The sequence below is a fragment of the Terrirubrum flagellatum genome, from assembly GCF_022059845.1.
GTDB lineage: Bacteria > Pseudomonadota > Alphaproteobacteria > Rhizobiales > Beijerinckiaceae > Terrirubrum > Terrirubrum flagellatum.
The window spans coordinates 2,918,248-2,932,653 of sequence record NZ_CP091851.1; the positions used below are offsets into that span (position 1 = coordinate 2,918,248).

Here is a 14,406-nt window from a genome sequence, read left to right on the forward strand (position 1 = left end):
CGCCTGCGGCTAGAGAGGGTTTTCAGGCGCCGCCTCGTCGGCGAAAGCGAGGCGCAGCAGCTTCGCGACCGCATCGATGACGAGAGGCAACTCGCGCGCGATATTCAATGCGGCGAGTTCACGATCCTCAATTCGCTCGCCGCCGCCGCGCGCGGCGGCGCCCAGGATCGCGATGAAGTCCTTCGCCCCGAGCTTTCCCGACGACAACCGTTCGCCCAGCGCAGCAAGCCCCTCGACTGCGAATGCGGATTCGATCTCCGCCAGCGCGCCAAGCGTCAGGCACAGTCGAAATCTCCGGCCGCCGATCTCGCAGTCGACTTCCCCGCGATGACAATTCGCCATGTCAGATCGCCGCAAACGCAAGCTGCCCCGCGGATTCGAGCGCCAGCTCGAAGGTCGCCTCGCCCGCATGTTCGCCACGATATTCGAGCGATGTGATCTGGAACGGCCCTTCGATGCGGCCGAAATCGGGAATGGTGATCTGCCAGACGCGGATCACATCATCGAAGAACAAGGTTCGCACCTGCGCGTCCGACGCATCGTCCTTGAACACGCCGGAGCCGGTGATCGAGGCGCGTTTGACGCCGGCGCCCGCGAGCAATTCGCGCCAGCGCCCGACGGATTCTGCATGGGTGACGTCGACGGTCTGCGCGTTGAACGACAATTGCCGCGTGCGCAGGCCGGCGACGGAGATGAAGGCGCCGGTTCCGTCGTCGAGCTTCAGCAGCAGATCTTTTCCCTTCTGGGCGGCCATGGATATCTCCGGTCAGATGGTTTCGGTGACGGCGCGCAGCGAAATCCGCGCCTTGCGAACGGGGTCCTTGCCGGCGCGGATGAGATCGACCGACGTCGCGGCGAGATGGATGAGGCGATGGCCGTCAAGCGTGAGATTGGCGTCATCGAGCAGTTCGACCACGCGCGCCGCGATCGTCAGCGCCTCCGCCGATCCCGGCTGACGCGACACGCAGAGCAGCGAGACGCGCAGCTCATGTCCGGGAAAATCCGAAACGCTGTTGTCGCGCGCGCGCATCTCCTCGAAGGCGATCCAGGGATAGATCGTCGCGGCCGGCGCCTGCTCATAGGTTTTGGCGCCGCCGAGCAGCGCGACGAGTTCGGCGTCGCCGTTCAGCGTCGCGACAATAGCAGCCTGCAAGGCGAGAAGCGGCTGCGTCATGGCGCGTCCTCGTCGGCGAGAACGGAGAGACGGCGGCGCTTGCCATCGGCGTCCGACACGGCGCGGATGACGAAGACGCGATCCTCGAAGCGCAACCGGCGCGAATTGTCGATGTCGGCGCGCCAGCGCATGGTGATGCGGTAGGAGAAGCGCGCACCGGCGCGATTATCGGTCAGCGCCGCGTCGGCCTCGAGCGTCTCGATCGCCGCCCACACCGTGTCGATGGTTTCATAGCTGCGCGTCAGGCCGCCGGCGCCGTCAGCGATATCGACCGGCGCCTCGATCGCGACGCGATGGCGCATGGCGCCGACCGGCAGCCGCTTCAGGCGCGCAAAAAGCGTGCGCGTCATGATCAGATCCTCACGCTGCGATAGGGCGCGACGAGCGCGACGACCTCCGGCGGCAGCGGTTGCTCGCCCTTCTCCGACGCGTCATCGCCGCGGCGTTCGAACCAGCGCGCCGCGAGCAAGGCGATCGCCTGGCGCAGGCCGGCGGGAACATCGCCTGCAGCGGCGCCAAATCCGACCGTGAGATCGATCTCGATTCCCGACGTCGCGCGACCCGGCGCCGGCGGCGCATTCAGCAGAACGAGGCGTGGCGGCGATGCGAAGGCGTCGACATAGAGCGCATCGGCGCCAAGCGTCGCATTCGCCGTCGCATCGGACCAGACGCGCACCGCGTCGCAGGAGATGATCGGCTTCAATGGCAGACGCACGATTCCGTCGCGCGGCCAGCAATCCAGCGTCACGCGCCAGCGCTGCGAAATCAGTTCGCAGCCGCTCGCCGCCTCGATGGTCAGCCGCGCAGCCGAAATCAGTTTGCCAATCAGGCCGTCTTCGTCGGAAGAAGACAGCCGCAACAGAGCTTTCACCTCGGCGAGCGAAACCGGCTCGGCCGCGGGTCCTTCCAGCAGGGTCGCATTCATGTCCTGGTCTCTACTGTCGAAATGTCTTGCGATCGCCGCGTCAGCCGCAACGTTGTTCGCCCCGCCGGCGCGCGCGCTCGATGGCGGCGCGGCCGATGCGGCCTCAGCCTCGCAGGCGGTGATGATCCTCAACGAGGGCGGCAGCTTCTGCAGCGCGCTGGTCATTGACCCGCGCACGCTGATCACCGCCGGCCATTGTCTCGCCGGCGGCCGCGACATGCGCGTCTATTGGCCGGGCGAGGGCGGCCAGCCGGTGATGCGCGGCGCGACCAGCGTCGCCATCCATCCGAATTACGTCGCCGACGCCGTGCAGAAGCGAAAGCGCTCGATCGATCTCGGCCTCGTGCGGCTGGCCGAGAATCTTCCCTCGCAATTCTCGGGCGTGTCGCTCGCGGCCAATGGCCGCATCGAGCCCGGCGATCGCGTCACCGCGCTCGGCTTCGGCCCGACCAGCCGCAAGGATCCGAAAAGCGCGGGCGTCATGCGCCGCGCCAATTTCTCCGCCGCCGCGCCCTATGGGCCCAGCGAAATCCTGCTGTGGACGTCGTCGTCTAGCGCCGGCATCTGTCCCGGCGATTCCGGCGGCGCAATGCTCGATGCGAGCGGCCGCCTCGCCGCCATCATCGCCTGGGGCGGCACCACAGGCGCGAGCGGATGCCGCGGCCCGGCGCAGGGCGTGCTCGTCGGCCCGCAGCGCCAATGGATCGACAGCACGCTCTCGCAATGGGGCGCGCAAGCGCAATGGGAATAGAGGCCGCCTCCCCGCCTCGACTGCGCCACAGATCAGGCTAGACTCAGGCGCATGAAGCGCATTCTCCTTGCGGCGGCGATGTCGGCCGCCCTCGCCGCTCCGGCGCTCGCCGTGGTCGGCGCGCCGGCCGCCACCGATCCCTCGGGATCGCGTCGGCATACGGTCGCCATCGTCCTGCAGCGCGGCCTTTGCACCGGCGTGCTGGTCGAGCGCGACCTCGTGCTGACGGCCGCCCATTGCCTCACGCGCAATCGCGTGCGCTCCGTGGTCGCGCTCGATGGCGCGATGAAGCCGCGTTTTCTCAGCGTCGCCGCCGCGACCGTGCATCCGAGTTTCCGCTACGCCGACCGGCCGATCGATGCGGAGGGCGCCGATCTCGCGCTCATCCGCCTCGCGCAGCCGGCGCCGGCCGACATGAGCCCGGCGCCGATCGCGCGCTTCGGCGACGCCGGCGACCTTACGCTGTCCGGCTTCGGCATCGGCGGCGCGCGCGGCAGCGCGGGCTCCGGCAGGGCCGGCACGCTGCGCGAAGCGCCGATGCGGGCGCGGGCGCTCAACTGGCGCGACAACAGGATGATCGCCGCGATCGGCGGCACCGCCGATGAGGCGATCGTGGGGCTCGGCGGCTGCCGCGGCGATTCCGGCGGCCCGCTCTACGGGCCTGACGCAACGAGCGTCGTCGGCATCGTGAGCTGGTCCTCCGGCGCGCCCGGCGCGAAGAGCTCCTGCGGCGGGCTGACCATGGCGACCGAAGTCAGCGAGCATACGCGCTGGATCAACGCCGCCGGCGCCGAGCTTCGCGCATCGAACGAGACGATGGCGACCGCGCCGCGCGTCGCCAATGCGGCGCGACGCGCAACGCCTTCGATCGGCGCGGCCTTTCCCGACCTGACGCGCGACAGCTCGCGCTAAGCGCTCGCTCATCCCCGGTTCCATGAAGTGAGGCGACCCGCCACGCCGAAGCGAAGCTTTTGCTTCGCGAAGGCGGGAGCCGAACGGAATGGAGACCGGGGACGGAGGGGCGCTGACGCTCAGCTCACATCGAACTTCAACAGCTTGATCGCGTCGAAATCCTGCACGCCGCCGCCGACGCGCTTCGTCGTATAGAACAGCACGTAGGGTTTCGCTGAATAGGGATCGCGCAGGATGCGCAGCCCGATGCGATCGACGATGAGATAGCCGCGGCGGAAATCGCCGAAGGCGACGGAATAGGAAGCCGTCGCGATGTCGGGCATCTCCTCCACTTCAACGACAGGGAAGCCCATGAGCAGAGCGGGTTGGCCGACGGCGGCCGGCGGCGTCCAGAGATATTCGCCGGTCGACGCCTTGAACTTGCGCACCGCGGCCTGCGTCTTGCGATTCATCACGAATGAACCGTTCTGACGGAACGGGCCTTTCAGCGCGTAGATGAGATCAACAAGTTGGTCGGACGGATTGGTGGCGGAGAATCCGCCGGCGACGCCGGTCGCGAGATAGCCGATATTGCCCCAGCTCCAGGAGCCGTTCGCAACCTTGGTGTAGTTGAGAAAGCCCTTGGGCTGGCTCGTTCCCGAACCATTCACCAAAGCCGCGCTCTCCTGCTCGGCGAAAGCCGTCTCGACCTCGTCGGCGAGCCAACTGTCGATATTCAGCGCGGCGTCATCGAGAATGGTCTGCGTCGCCGCCGGCATGGCGTAGAGCTCCATCGTCGGGAAGCTCATCTCGGCGAGCGTCGGCGTGTTGGTCTGCGGACGCGCCGCCGTCTCAGCGACCCAGCCGGACGCGGCGCCTGCCGTCGAGAACGCCTTCTTGTAGGTTCCGACCGAGACGCTGCGCACCGACGCAATGCCGCGGATCGGCGACAGCATGGAGAGACGGCGCATCACCTCGTCCTCGACATTGGCAGGCGCGAGATAGCCGCCATCGGGGCCGGAGCCCGCGGAGAGCGCCTTCTGCTCGATCGCTTTCAGTCCGGAGAATTCGCCGGCGCGCACATAGGTCTCGAAAGCCTGCTTGTGCTCGCGATCGAGATGATTTTCCGCGGAGCGGTTGTCGGCGCCGAAGCGGGGACGCGCCTGCTTCAGCAGCATCTCGTCGATGCGCTTCTGCTGGCGATCGAGGAAATCCTCGATGCGCGCCGATTTCTCCGTCGTCACGACATCGGCAGAGCCGCGCTTCTCCATCTGCGACATCCGCTCCTCATTCTCGGCCTTGTAGGCTTCGAAGCCGCGGCGGAATTCATCGAAGGCGCGATCGAGGTCGCGCGTCACGGCCTTGGTTTCAGGCGATGCGATTTCGGTCATAAAGGTCTCCTTGCAGTGTTGAAGAGCGCCGCCGCACGGCGGATTTTCGCCGCCAGCGCGGCCTCGCCCTGGGATGACGAGGCGTCATGCGCGACGGCGGACACGCGCGCCCCGTTGAGCATGGGAAAAGTCACGATTGAGATTTCCCAGAGGTCGATTTTGGTCAGGCGGCGTGAACCCCCGCGCGCATCTTTCGTGGCGCGTTCGGCCTTGAAGCCAATGGAGAGGCCATCGACCGCGCCGTTCGCGATCAGCGAAAACACTTCCTGCGCGCGCTGCACGCCCGGATCGAGCCGGCCGCGCACGAAGAGCCCGCGCCCGTCCTCCGCAATCGACAGCCAGGCGCCAATCGGCTCCTTTGCGTCATGCTGCCAGAGCATGCGCACGCCATCCGGCCCGCGCTTTTTCAGCGAGTCGCGGAAAGCGCCCGCCTCGACAAGATCGTTCGACATGTCGATCTCGCCGAACAGGCTGGCGTAACCCTCGATCAGACCGTCATCGCCGGACGTACGAAACCCATGACGAAGCGGCTTGAATTCGGGCGCAGTTCTGTTGTCCGGCGCTCTTGTCATGCCTGCTCCGTCTTCGGCGGGCGCGACGCCGCCGCGCGACGCGGCGGCTTGTCGCTCATGCGCGCGATGGTCTGGAAAAACGAGCGGATCGTCTGGTCGGAACGCACGGGCGCGCGCGAGCGCGGCGCGGAGGAACGCGCAGGCTTCTTCATGATCGTCTCCAGGTTGTGAAAATAACAGCGGCGCAATGCGATTGCGTGGATGCGCTCTATGCCTTCGCAGCGTTTTCGCGATTGAAACGCGCGAGCTCGCGCACGAAATCCTTCACATGGGTGTTGGCGGTCGACACCTCATGCGCGGCGGCCGCCAGTTCGCGATTGGCGAGGCTGAGCGCGCGCATCAGCGCGAAGCAGAGGCCGGACGCAGCCAACGCCCACAGAGCCAGCGCGAGATGAGCGAGATCGCCATTCTCGACGATCGCGTCGACGATCGTTTGCAACACGTCCATGCGATGCTCCTTAACTCTTCGCTCCATATCCCAGCGCGGCGCGCTGCTCGTCTTCGGTCAGCACGCCGCCGGCCGAGAGAACGCGATCCCACAACGCTTTTCTCTCGTCGGAGAGCGCGGAGATCGCATCGAGATCGATGTCGACGCGCAAACCCGCGCCGTCGCGCCAGGCGGGCTTCAGCCATTGCAGCAGCGCGCGATAAACGCGCAGCGCAAGCGGCGTCACCGTCTGGCGCCAGAAGGCGCGATTGGCCTCCTGATAATTCGCATAGGTCGCATCGCCCGGCAGGCCAACCAGCATCGGCGGCACGCCGAAAGCGAGCGCAATCTCGCGCGCCGCCGCCGCCTTCGCCTCGATGAAATCCATATCCTTCGGCGTCAGCGACAGAGGCTTCCAGTCGAGCCCGCCTTCGAGCAGCAGCGGCCGGCCTGCATTCGCCGTTCCCTGAAAATTCTCTTCGAGCTCGTTCTTCAACCGCGCGAATTGCGCGTCCGACATCTGCGCGTGATCGCCGGCGGCGTAGACAAGCGCGCCGGATGGACGCGCCGCATTGTCGAGCAGCGCCTTGTTCCATTGTCCGGCCGCGTTGTGAATATCGAGCGCGACGGCCGCCGCCTCCATCGGCGCAAGGCCATAATGATCGTCAAGCGGATGAAAGAAGTTGAGATGCAGGATCGGCGGAAGCGGCGCGCGATCCTGGCGGAAGCGCACGGTCTCCGAACCCACGGTATAGTCATAGGCGTCGGCCCAGCCGTTGGCGCCCGGCACGACGCGCATGCGATCCGGCCGCAGCGCATAAAGCTCGCGTGGCGCATCCCCGATCAGCACGCTCTCGACATAGGCGTTGCCGGCGACGAGCAGATGCGAGGTCAGCGCCTCGATGAAGGCCGCGCCGGCGTCACGCGCATTGGGCGCCGCCATCAGCGAGAGGAACGGATGCTCGTCGAGCTCGCGCCGCCCATCAAACAGCAGCACAGGCGCGGCGGCGACCGCTTCCGCCACCAGCCGCACGCAGCGAAAGGCGATCGCATTGCGCTGATAGCCCTCGCGCGCCAGCGCGGCATAATCGCGCGGCGTCCAGCGCGGCCGGCCGTGATCGTAGAAGGCGATCAGCGGCGCAGTCCGCGACTCCTTGATCTCCGGCGCGCGGCCGCGCGCGAACCATCTTTGAAAGAGAGACGCCATCGATCACCGGATCCATTTCATCGATCGTCTCGCCGCGGTTGAGCGCATGCGAGGAGAAGCCTATGCTTCGATTCAAGAATTCACTTGCGAGGAACGCGCATGCCCACGAAGGACAGGCTCAGAGATTTCATCGCCGCGGTCGAAAGCGGCGACCATGTTGGCGCCATCGAACGATTTTATCATGACGACGCCTCCATGCAGGAGAACCAGAACCCGCCGCATGTCGGCCGGCTCAATCTGATGGAGCGCGAGCGGCAGGCGCTGGCGAAATTCAAGATGAAGACGCATCCGGCGAAACATGCGCTGCTCGATGGCGATCTCGTCGTCATCAACTGGATCTTCGAGATGACAGACGAGGAAGGCCGCATGAAGCGACTCGAAGAACTCTCCATCCAGGAATGGCGCGGCGACAAGGTCTATCGCGAACAATTCTATTACGATCCGCAGCAGCTCAAGACCTTCATCACACCGTCCTGATCCGCGGCCCTGAGCGCTCGTCGCGCATCAGCGCCGATGCCGCCCAGACAAACGCGTCGAGCCGATCGGGCGAACGGCCGGATGAAAGTCCGGCGGCGGAGAAATCGCACATCTCGTCCTCCAGCGCGGGAAAGGCGCCGACAAAACGGATGCGCCCCTGTTCCATCGCCTGCGCGACAGGCTCGGCGCGCAGATATTTTCCGCGCGTCGCGCGCACCGGCGTCACGGGAACGCCGGCGTCGGCTTCGCGCAGCACCGCCATCACCATCTCGCCGCCCTGGTTGATCTCGGCGACAACAGCGTCGGCTTCGAGCCTGCGATAGAGCGACAGCGCGCGCTCCGCCCATTCGGATGGACGCACGCGTTGCGCGGTCTCATCCGCCAGCACGAAAATATGTCCCTGCGCATCGACGCCGGCGGCGACAATGCCGCAGGCGTCGGCGCGCTTGCCCGACGACGCCGGCGGATCGACCGCCACCACGATACGCGCCAGCGACGGCGCCGCGTCGATGCGCGAACGCTCGATCATCTCGCGCGAGAACAGCGCGCCCTCGCACTCCTCGATCATCTCGCCGTCCAGTTCCTGCCGGCCGAGGCGCGTGCCGACATAGCGCGACACCACAGCATCGAGAAAGGCCGGCGCGAGAAACCATTGATTGGCGCTGGTTTTCGCGCGAGTCAGCGCAACGCGCGGATCGCTCATCAATTTCTTCAGCAGCGGGATCGGCCGCGGCGTCGTGGTGACCATCTCGCGCGGCTTGTCTCCGAGGCGAAGCCCGAACTGCAGATTGTCCCAGGCCGCGTCGGCGTAACGCCATTTCGCCAGCTCATCGGCCCAGGCCGCCGCGAATTGCGGCCCGCGCAACTGATCGGGATCCTCCGCGGAAAAACATTGCGCCACGGCGCCATTCGGCCAGACGAGGCGGCGGCGCGTCGCTTCGTAAGCGGGGCGCTGATCCCGCGCATGGATTGCGCGCAGGCCCGAGACGCCGTCGATCATCACCTCGCGCACATCGGCGGCCGTCTCGCCCACAAGCGCGATCGGAGATGCCGGCCTTTCCGCGAAAGGCGGCAAGCCCAGCGCCAGCGCCTTCACCCATTCGGCGCCGGCGCGCGTCTTGCCCGCGCCGCGCCCGCCGAGCATCAGCCAGATGGTCCAATCGCCTTCAGGCGGAAGCTGATCGTCACGCCCCTGGAAGGCCCAGCTTCGGCTCAGCGCCGTCTTCAGGCAGAGTGGCATTCGCTGGATCAGTTCCGGCGTGCTCCCGCCTTCGTTCGCGCAAACTGTCAATAAGGCGCGCAAGCTCCGCGCTGTATCGCTGTGCAGCGGCTTCGACATCCTCGTCCTCTCGTGCGGCTGCGCCTGAAAGCTGCTGCGGCGCGGGGCCTTCCAGCTCATCGAGTTCTTTCAGCAACCGCACCAGCACAGCGAGCGCGCGCGCTTCACGTTCGCTGGAGACATCGTCGGCGTGGGCGCCAAGCCGCTTCTCGACTTCGCTCACCTGCCGTTCGACGGCGGCATGCAGGCGCGCGATGAGCGCGGCGCGGCGCGCGCCTGGGTCTGTTGGCGCGTCATCAATCTCGCTTCGGGCACGCGCTTTGCTCGGCGCAGCCCTGTCTGCGGCCCCCAACGCGGGTTTTGTCGCTGCTGCGACGCTGCGTTTCAAAGACGCGCGCTGCGGCAGGGCCTTTGTCGGGGCTTTCGCGTCTTTCGATATCGATTTCTTCTTTTTCCCGGCGCCCGGTCTTCGCCATCCCTCAAGCTTGGCATAACGCGAGACCGACACTGTCGAGATTCCCGCCCCTGCAGCCGTCGCGGCGATCGTCGCGCCGCCTTCATAAAGCTCTTTGGCGGCTGCGACCGTCTCGCGCGACAGCAACGTGAAAGGCGCGCGCGCCATCAGCGGCGCTCCGGCGCGGCCGCGTGCGCAGCGACGGCGCGCGATCGATCGGCCGAGGCGGCGTTGTCGGGCGTGTTCGGCTTGCGCGGCTGCGGGGCGGCGGTGCGCTGAAGGGAAGAAGACGGCGTTGAGGCGCGCGAAGTCGCGCGCGGCGGGCGCGGGGTCGGCATGGGATGTCCTGTGGCGTGGAAAGAGCGGAGAGGGCCGGATCGGCGCTGGTCTCGTCCGCTCACAATTCTTGAGCGTGCCCTATCTCTACCCGAGGATCGTCACGCTGTCAACGACTTTTTTCCTAGGATTTTGATCTTTTTTTAGAGCGACGCTCAGCTAGTCGATCTGAACGATGCCGGGCGGGCCTTCGGGCGAAGAGTGCGCTCCTGTCCTGATCGGGAGCAAGGCTTTGAAAATTCTCGTCGTTGGCGGAACCGGCATGATCGGCGGCCACGCCGCCGGCCATCTCGCGGCTGAGGGGCATGAGGTCGTTCTCGCCGCCCGCCGGCCGCCCGGCGCGGAAACGCCGATGGCGAAATTCCCCGTTGTGATCGGCGACTATGTCAGGGGCGATTTCAGCGAAGCCGATCTTGCGCCCTATGACGCGATCCTGTTCGCGGCCGGAAACGACATCCGCCATCTCCCGCGCGGAAGCGATCAGCACGCCTTCTGGAACGAGACGCAAATCGCAGGCGTGCCCGCCTTCATCGCGCGGGCGCGCGACGCCGGCGTGAAGCGCGTCGTCCATATCGGCAGCTATTACCATCAGGTGATGCCGCATCTCGCCGACACGGATCCTTATGTTCGCGCGCGCAAACTGGCGGACGAAAAATCGCGCGCGCTGGCGACGAAGGATTTCAACGTCTCGACGCTCAATCCGCCTTCGATCATCGGCGCCATTCCGGGCCTCGCCTCGAAGCGCTACGAGACGTTGATCGCCTACGCCAGGGGCGACATAAAGAGCGCGCCGCTCTTCGCGCCGCCGGGCGGCACGAACTACATGTCGGTGCAATCGCTATCGGAAGCGATCGCGGGCGCGTTCGTGCGCGCTGAATCCGGCAAGGCCTATCTCATCGGCGACGAGAACTGGTCGTTCCAAAAATATTTCCAGTCGATCTTCGATGCGGTCGGCAATCCGCACCAGTTGGAGATGCGCGACGCCGAGCATCCGCTGCTGCCGGACGCCTTCATCATCCCTGGCCGCGGCGTCACCCTCGCCTACGAGCCCGACCCGGCGGAGACAAAGCTGCTCGGTTATCGCCGGAACGACGCCGGTCGCGCGCTAAAGGAAGCGATCGCGATCGCGCAAAGTAATCCAAAGGCGTGAGCGGCGATGGAGTCGCGCGAACTTCTCGACGCGTTGCATCTTAAGCGGCTCGCGGAAAATTACGCGCTCGCGGTCGATACGGCCGACGCCGATCTCTTCGCGGCGCAATTCACCGAAGACGGCGCGCTCGAGGCGCCGCGCGGGCGCTTCGTCGGGCGCGAGCAGTTGCGCGGCGTGCCGCCGATGATGCGCGAGCGCTATCGCGGCACGTTCCATGCGGTGTTCAACCAAGTTCCCTCTTTCACCGGCGATACGGCGCACGCGCAGACCTATTGCATCGCGCGGCACTTCTTCGCGGAAGAGGCGAAGCGCCATCTCTGCTATGAAATGACGATCCGCTATCTCGATGAATTCGCGCGAGCGGGGAGCGGCTGGCTGTTTTCGCGCCGCCAGCTTGTTGTTGATGCGGTGCGGACATTCGAGATTGATGTTGAGAAGACGTAAGGTCTGCGACTGCTGAGCGCGCTTTTGATCCAGATCGTCATTCCGGGGCGCGCCGAAGGCGCGAGCCCGGAACCCATGTGCGGCTCAGAGGTTTTCTGGGTTCCGGGCTCGTCGCTGCGCGACGCCCCGGAATGACGATTTGGAAAAGATCGAGCCCTAAGCCACCCTGCTCAGCGCCCGGATCGGGCGGCCGGGGCTCAGCGCCTCCGCCGCTTTGAGAATCCCCTCAGCATCAATGCCGTGATGGCGATAGAGATCGGCGAGCGAGCCGGTCTGGCCGAAATGCTCGACGCCGAGCGTGCGCGTGCGATGGCCATGCACGGCGCCCAGCCAGGCGAGCGTCGCGGGATGGCCGTCGATCACAGTGACAAGACCGCAATGGGGCGGCGCGAGGCTGAGCAGCCGTTCGATGTGGCTTGTCGCATGCACGAGGCCACGCTCGCGCGCGCGCTGCGCCGCCGTCCAGCCTGCGTTCAAACGATCGGCCGACGTGATCGCGAGCAGGCCGATGTCGCGGCGATCCTCGCCCATCAGCCCCACGGCCTCGATCGCCTCCGGCGCGACCGTTCCCTGATAGCAGACGATGATCTGCGCGTTCGGTCCCGGCTTGCGCAGCCAGTAGGCGCCGTCGACGATGTCTTCCTTCAATTCCGCGCTCATCTCGCGCATCGGCTGCTCCAGCGCGCGCGTCGTCAATCTGAGATAGATCGAACCGCCGGTTTCATCGCGCAGCCATGTCTTTTCATTTGGCTCGCTTCCACCCGATCCGCCATCGCGCTGGATATAGTCGAACGCAAACCGCATCATCACCGCGAGCTCATCGGCGAAGGCGGGCTCGAAGGCGCAGAGGCCATCCTGCGCCATGCCGATCAGTGGCGTGCCGATCGACTGATGCGCGCCGCCTTCCGGCGCCAGCGAAATCCCCGAAGGGGTCGCAACGAGGATGAAGCGCGCGTCCTGATAGCAGGCGTAATTGAGCTGATCGGCGCCGCGATAGATGAAGGGATCATAGACCGTGCCGATCGGCAGCAGCCTTTCGCCAAAGATCGAATGGGAGAGGCCGAGCGCGGACAGCATGATGAAGAGATTGGATTCGGCGATGCCGAGCTCCCAATGCTGGCCCTTCGGCGAAAACTCCCAGGAATAGGTCGAGGGCACGCGCTCGTTCTTGAACGTGTCGGCCATGCTGGCGCGGGCGAACAATCCTCTGCGGTTGATGAAGGGACCGAGATTGGTCGACACGGTCACGTCGGGCGAGGTCGTGACGATGCGTTTCGCGAAATCGGAGTCCTCGCGCGCGACCTCGTTGAGAATCTGCCCGAACGCCATTTGCGTCGACAGGGGCTTTGCGCCAGCCGCTGGCGTCGGCAGCGTCGCGGGAATGGCGACCCGCGACGACGGCAGACGACGTTGCGTTGCTTGAGCGAACGGAATCTTGTCGAGGAACATCTGGATCTCGAACTCTGGCGAGTCGAGTCCTTCGAACTTGTCCCACTCGTGGCCGGGGCGAATATTCATCGCCGCACGCACGCTTTCCATCTGCGCCGGCGTCAGCAATCCCGCATGATTATCCTTGTGGCCGGCGAGCGGCAGGCCGCAGCCCTTGATCGTGTAGGCGATGAAGCAGGTCGGGCGGTCATGCTTCGACGCTTTCTCGAATGCGTCGCACAATCCCGGCAGATCATGGCCGCCGAGATTGGTCATCAGCTTCTGCAACTCGTCGTCGCTGCGCTTCTCGATCAGCTTCGTGGCCGCGCCCTGATCGCCGATCTCGTCGTTGAGGCGCTTCCGCCACGCGGCGCCGCCCTGATAGGTCAGCGCGGAATAAAGCTGGTTCGGACACTTATCGATCCAGTCGCGCAATCGCTCGCCGCCGGGTTCTTTGAACGCCGCCTGCATCAGCGCGCCATATTTCAGGATGATGACGTCCCAGCCAAAGTTGCGGAAGATCGTCTCGAAACGCTCCCACAGCCCTTCGCGGATGACGGCGTCGAGCGACTGCCTGTTATAGTCGATGATCCACCAGCAATTGCGCAGGCCATGCTTCCAGCCTTCGAGCAGCGACTCGAAGATGTTGCCTTCGTCCATCTCGGCGTCGCCGCAGAGCGCAACCATGCGGCCTTCCGGCCAGCCCTTCGCCCAGCCCTTCGCCTTCACATAGTCCTGCACCAACGACGAGAACAAAGTCTGCGCGATGCCGAGGCCAACCGATCCCGTGGAGAAATCGACGTCGTCTGAATCCTTGGTGCGCGAGGGATAGCTCTGCGCGCCCTTGTAGCCGCGGAAATTCTCCATCTTCTCGCGCGTCTGCTTGCCCATGAGATATTGCAGCGCGTGGAAAATGGGCGAAGCGTGCGGCTTCACCGCGACGCGATCCTGCGGCCTGAGCGCGCGCAGATAGAGCGCGGTCATGATCGCGCAGAGCGAGGCCGACGACGCCTGATGGCCGCCGACCTTCAGCCCGTCCTCGCTTGGCCTCAAATGATTGGCGTTGTGGATCATCCAGGACGAAAGCCACAGCGCCTTCTTCTCCAACTGGCCGAGAAGGGCGAGGTCGCGGGCGGAAATCGGCATGGCGGGCTCGAAAGCGGCAATGCCGGCCACGATGGCGCCGATCAGGCCGGGGTCAAGCCGGGAGCGATTGCGAAATTGGGGGCTGCTGAGCAATGTTATGACCGGAAATGGCGAGTCCGGGGTGGGCTGAAGTTGGTTGAGCGCCTGCGGCGCAGCTTCTTTCGCTGGGCCCCGGACACGGTTCCGCTCCACTTCGTTGCGCTCCACCGTTCCGGGGACGGAGACAGCTTCAATGCGTTAGAATGAAGCTCTCTCCGTCCCCGGTTCCATGAAGCGAGGCGACCCGCCACGCCGAAGCGAAGCTTTGCTTCGCGAAGGCGGGAGCCGAGCGGAATGGAGACCGGGGCCCAGCGA

The 14,406-nt window shown here is 65.7% G+C and carries 18 protein-coding genes; 5 read left to right on the forward strand and 13 right to left on the reverse strand.

What is annotated here, in order from left to right:
* Window positions 1-9 precede the first annotated feature (9 nt).
* From L8F45_RS14170 to L8F45_RS14190, 5 genes are read right to left on the reverse strand one after another with little or no spacing between them, the layout of a single operon-like run.
* A complete protein-coding gene (locus tag L8F45_RS14170; protein WP_342358529.1) occupies window positions 10-342 on the reverse strand; it encodes a gene transfer agent family protein in 333 nt (110 codons plus the stop codon).
* A gap of 1 nt (window position 343) precedes the next feature.
* Complete coding sequence (locus L8F45_RS14175; RefSeq protein WP_342358530.1) at window positions 344-754, reverse strand: phage major tail protein, TP901-1 family; 411 nt, start codon at window positions 752-754, stop codon at window positions 344-346.
* A 12-nt stretch (window positions 755-766) separates the two neighbouring features.
* Window positions 767-1,174 carry a DUF3168 domain-containing protein gene (locus tag L8F45_RS14180; RefSeq protein WP_342358531.1) on the reverse strand — a complete coding sequence of 136 codons (408 nt, stop codon included), beginning with the start codon at window positions 1,172-1,174 and terminating at the stop codon, window positions 767-769.
* Window positions 1,171-1,524, reverse strand: a complete 354-nt coding sequence (locus tag L8F45_RS14185) for a phage head closure protein (RefSeq protein WP_342358532.1) — start codon at window positions 1,522-1,524, stop codon at window positions 1,171-1,173. Before L8F45_RS14185 ends, L8F45_RS14180 begins: the two co-directional genes overlap by 4 nt.
* Before the next feature lie 2 nt (window positions 1,525-1,526).
* The gene (locus L8F45_RS14190; RefSeq protein WP_342358533.1) at window positions 1,527-2,099 is read right to left on the reverse strand and encodes a head-tail connector protein; all 573 of its coding nucleotides are present in this window, start codon (window positions 2,097-2,099) and stop codon (window positions 1,527-1,529) included.
* Here L8F45_RS14190 and L8F45_RS14195 point away from each other — a divergent pair.
* On the forward strand, window positions 2,098-2,850 hold the full coding sequence (locus L8F45_RS14195) for a trypsin-like serine protease (RefSeq protein ID WP_342358534.1): 753 nt from the start codon (window positions 2,098-2,100) through the stop codon (window positions 2,848-2,850). The two genes, L8F45_RS14190 and L8F45_RS14195, sit on opposite strands and share 2 nt — an antisense overlap.
* Window positions 2,851-2,901: 51 nt before the next feature.
* Window positions 2,902-3,762 (forward strand): S1 family peptidase, encoded by an 861-nt coding sequence (locus tag L8F45_RS14200; protein WP_342358535.1) that lies wholly within the window; start codon window positions 2,902-2,904, stop codon window positions 3,760-3,762.
* A 119-nt stretch (window positions 3,763-3,881) separates the two neighbouring features.
* Here L8F45_RS14200 and L8F45_RS14205 read toward each other — a convergent pair whose 3' ends face one another.
* The 5 genes from L8F45_RS14205 to L8F45_RS14225 are packed head-to-tail and all read right to left on the reverse strand — an operon-like array spanning window position 3,882 to window position 7,338.
* Window positions 3,882-5,132, reverse strand: a complete 1,251-nt coding sequence (locus L8F45_RS14205; RefSeq protein WP_342358536.1) for a phage major capsid protein — start codon at window positions 5,130-5,132, stop codon at window positions 3,882-3,884.
* Complete coding sequence (locus L8F45_RS14210; RefSeq protein WP_342358537.1) at window positions 5,129-5,704, reverse strand: HK97 family phage prohead protease; 576 nt, start codon at window positions 5,702-5,704, stop codon at window positions 5,129-5,131. Before L8F45_RS14210 ends, L8F45_RS14205 begins: the two co-directional genes overlap by 4 nt.
* Complete coding sequence (locus tag L8F45_RS14215) at window positions 5,701-5,856, reverse strand: hypothetical protein (RefSeq protein ID WP_342358538.1); 156 nt, start codon at window positions 5,854-5,856, stop codon at window positions 5,701-5,703. Before L8F45_RS14215 ends, L8F45_RS14210 begins: the two co-directional genes overlap by 4 nt.
* 56 nt (window positions 5,857-5,912) lie before the next feature.
* Window positions 5,913-6,152, reverse strand: a complete 240-nt coding sequence (locus tag L8F45_RS14220; RefSeq protein WP_342358539.1) for a hypothetical protein — start codon at window positions 6,150-6,152, stop codon at window positions 5,913-5,915.
* A gap of 10 nt (window positions 6,153-6,162) precedes the next feature.
* Window positions 6,163-7,338 (reverse strand): phage portal protein, encoded by a 1,176-nt coding sequence (locus L8F45_RS14225; protein ID WP_342358540.1) that lies wholly within the window; start codon window positions 7,336-7,338, stop codon window positions 6,163-6,165.
* Between the two features lie 99 nt (window positions 7,339-7,437).
* On the opposite strand from L8F45_RS14225, the gene L8F45_RS14230 reads away from it, so the two are divergent.
* Entirely contained in the window at window positions 7,438-7,815 is a 378-nt protein-coding gene (locus tag L8F45_RS14230; RefSeq protein ID WP_342358541.1) for a nuclear transport factor 2 family protein, read from the forward strand.
* Here L8F45_RS14230 and L8F45_RS14235 read toward each other — a convergent pair.
* Both L8F45_RS14235 and L8F45_RS14240 read right to left on the reverse strand, forming a co-directional pair.
* The gene (locus tag L8F45_RS14235; RefSeq protein WP_342358542.1) at window positions 7,802-9,055 is read right to left on the reverse strand and encodes a DNA-packaging protein; all 1,254 of its coding nucleotides are present in this window, start codon (window positions 9,053-9,055) and stop codon (window positions 7,802-7,804) included. The two genes, L8F45_RS14230 and L8F45_RS14235, sit on opposite strands and share 14 nt — an antisense overlap.
* Complete coding sequence (locus tag L8F45_RS14240) at window positions 9,000-9,716, reverse strand: flagellar biosynthesis protein FlhF (RefSeq protein ID WP_342358543.1); 717 nt, start codon at window positions 9,714-9,716, stop codon at window positions 9,000-9,002. Before L8F45_RS14240 ends, L8F45_RS14235 begins: the two co-directional genes overlap by 56 nt.
* 400 nt (window positions 9,717-10,116) lie before the next feature.
* Here L8F45_RS14240 and L8F45_RS14245 point away from each other — a divergent pair, with 400 nt between their 5' ends.
* On the forward strand, window positions 10,117-11,034 hold the full coding sequence (locus L8F45_RS14245) for an NAD-dependent epimerase/dehydratase family protein (protein ID WP_342358544.1): 918 nt from the start codon (window positions 10,117-10,119) through the stop codon (window positions 11,032-11,034).
* Window positions 11,035-11,040: 6 nt separating this feature from the next.
* Window positions 11,041-11,478, forward strand: a complete 438-nt coding sequence (locus L8F45_RS14250; protein ID WP_342358545.1) for a nuclear transport factor 2 family protein — start codon at window positions 11,041-11,043, stop codon at window positions 11,476-11,478.
* Between the two features lie 156 nt (window positions 11,479-11,634).
* Here the strand turns inward: L8F45_RS14250 and L8F45_RS14255 are convergent, their stop codons facing one another.
* Entirely contained in the window at window positions 11,635-14,052 is a 2,418-nt protein-coding gene (locus L8F45_RS14255) for a transketolase (RefSeq protein WP_342358546.1), read from the reverse strand.
* Window positions 14,053-14,406 lie beyond the last annotated feature (354 nt).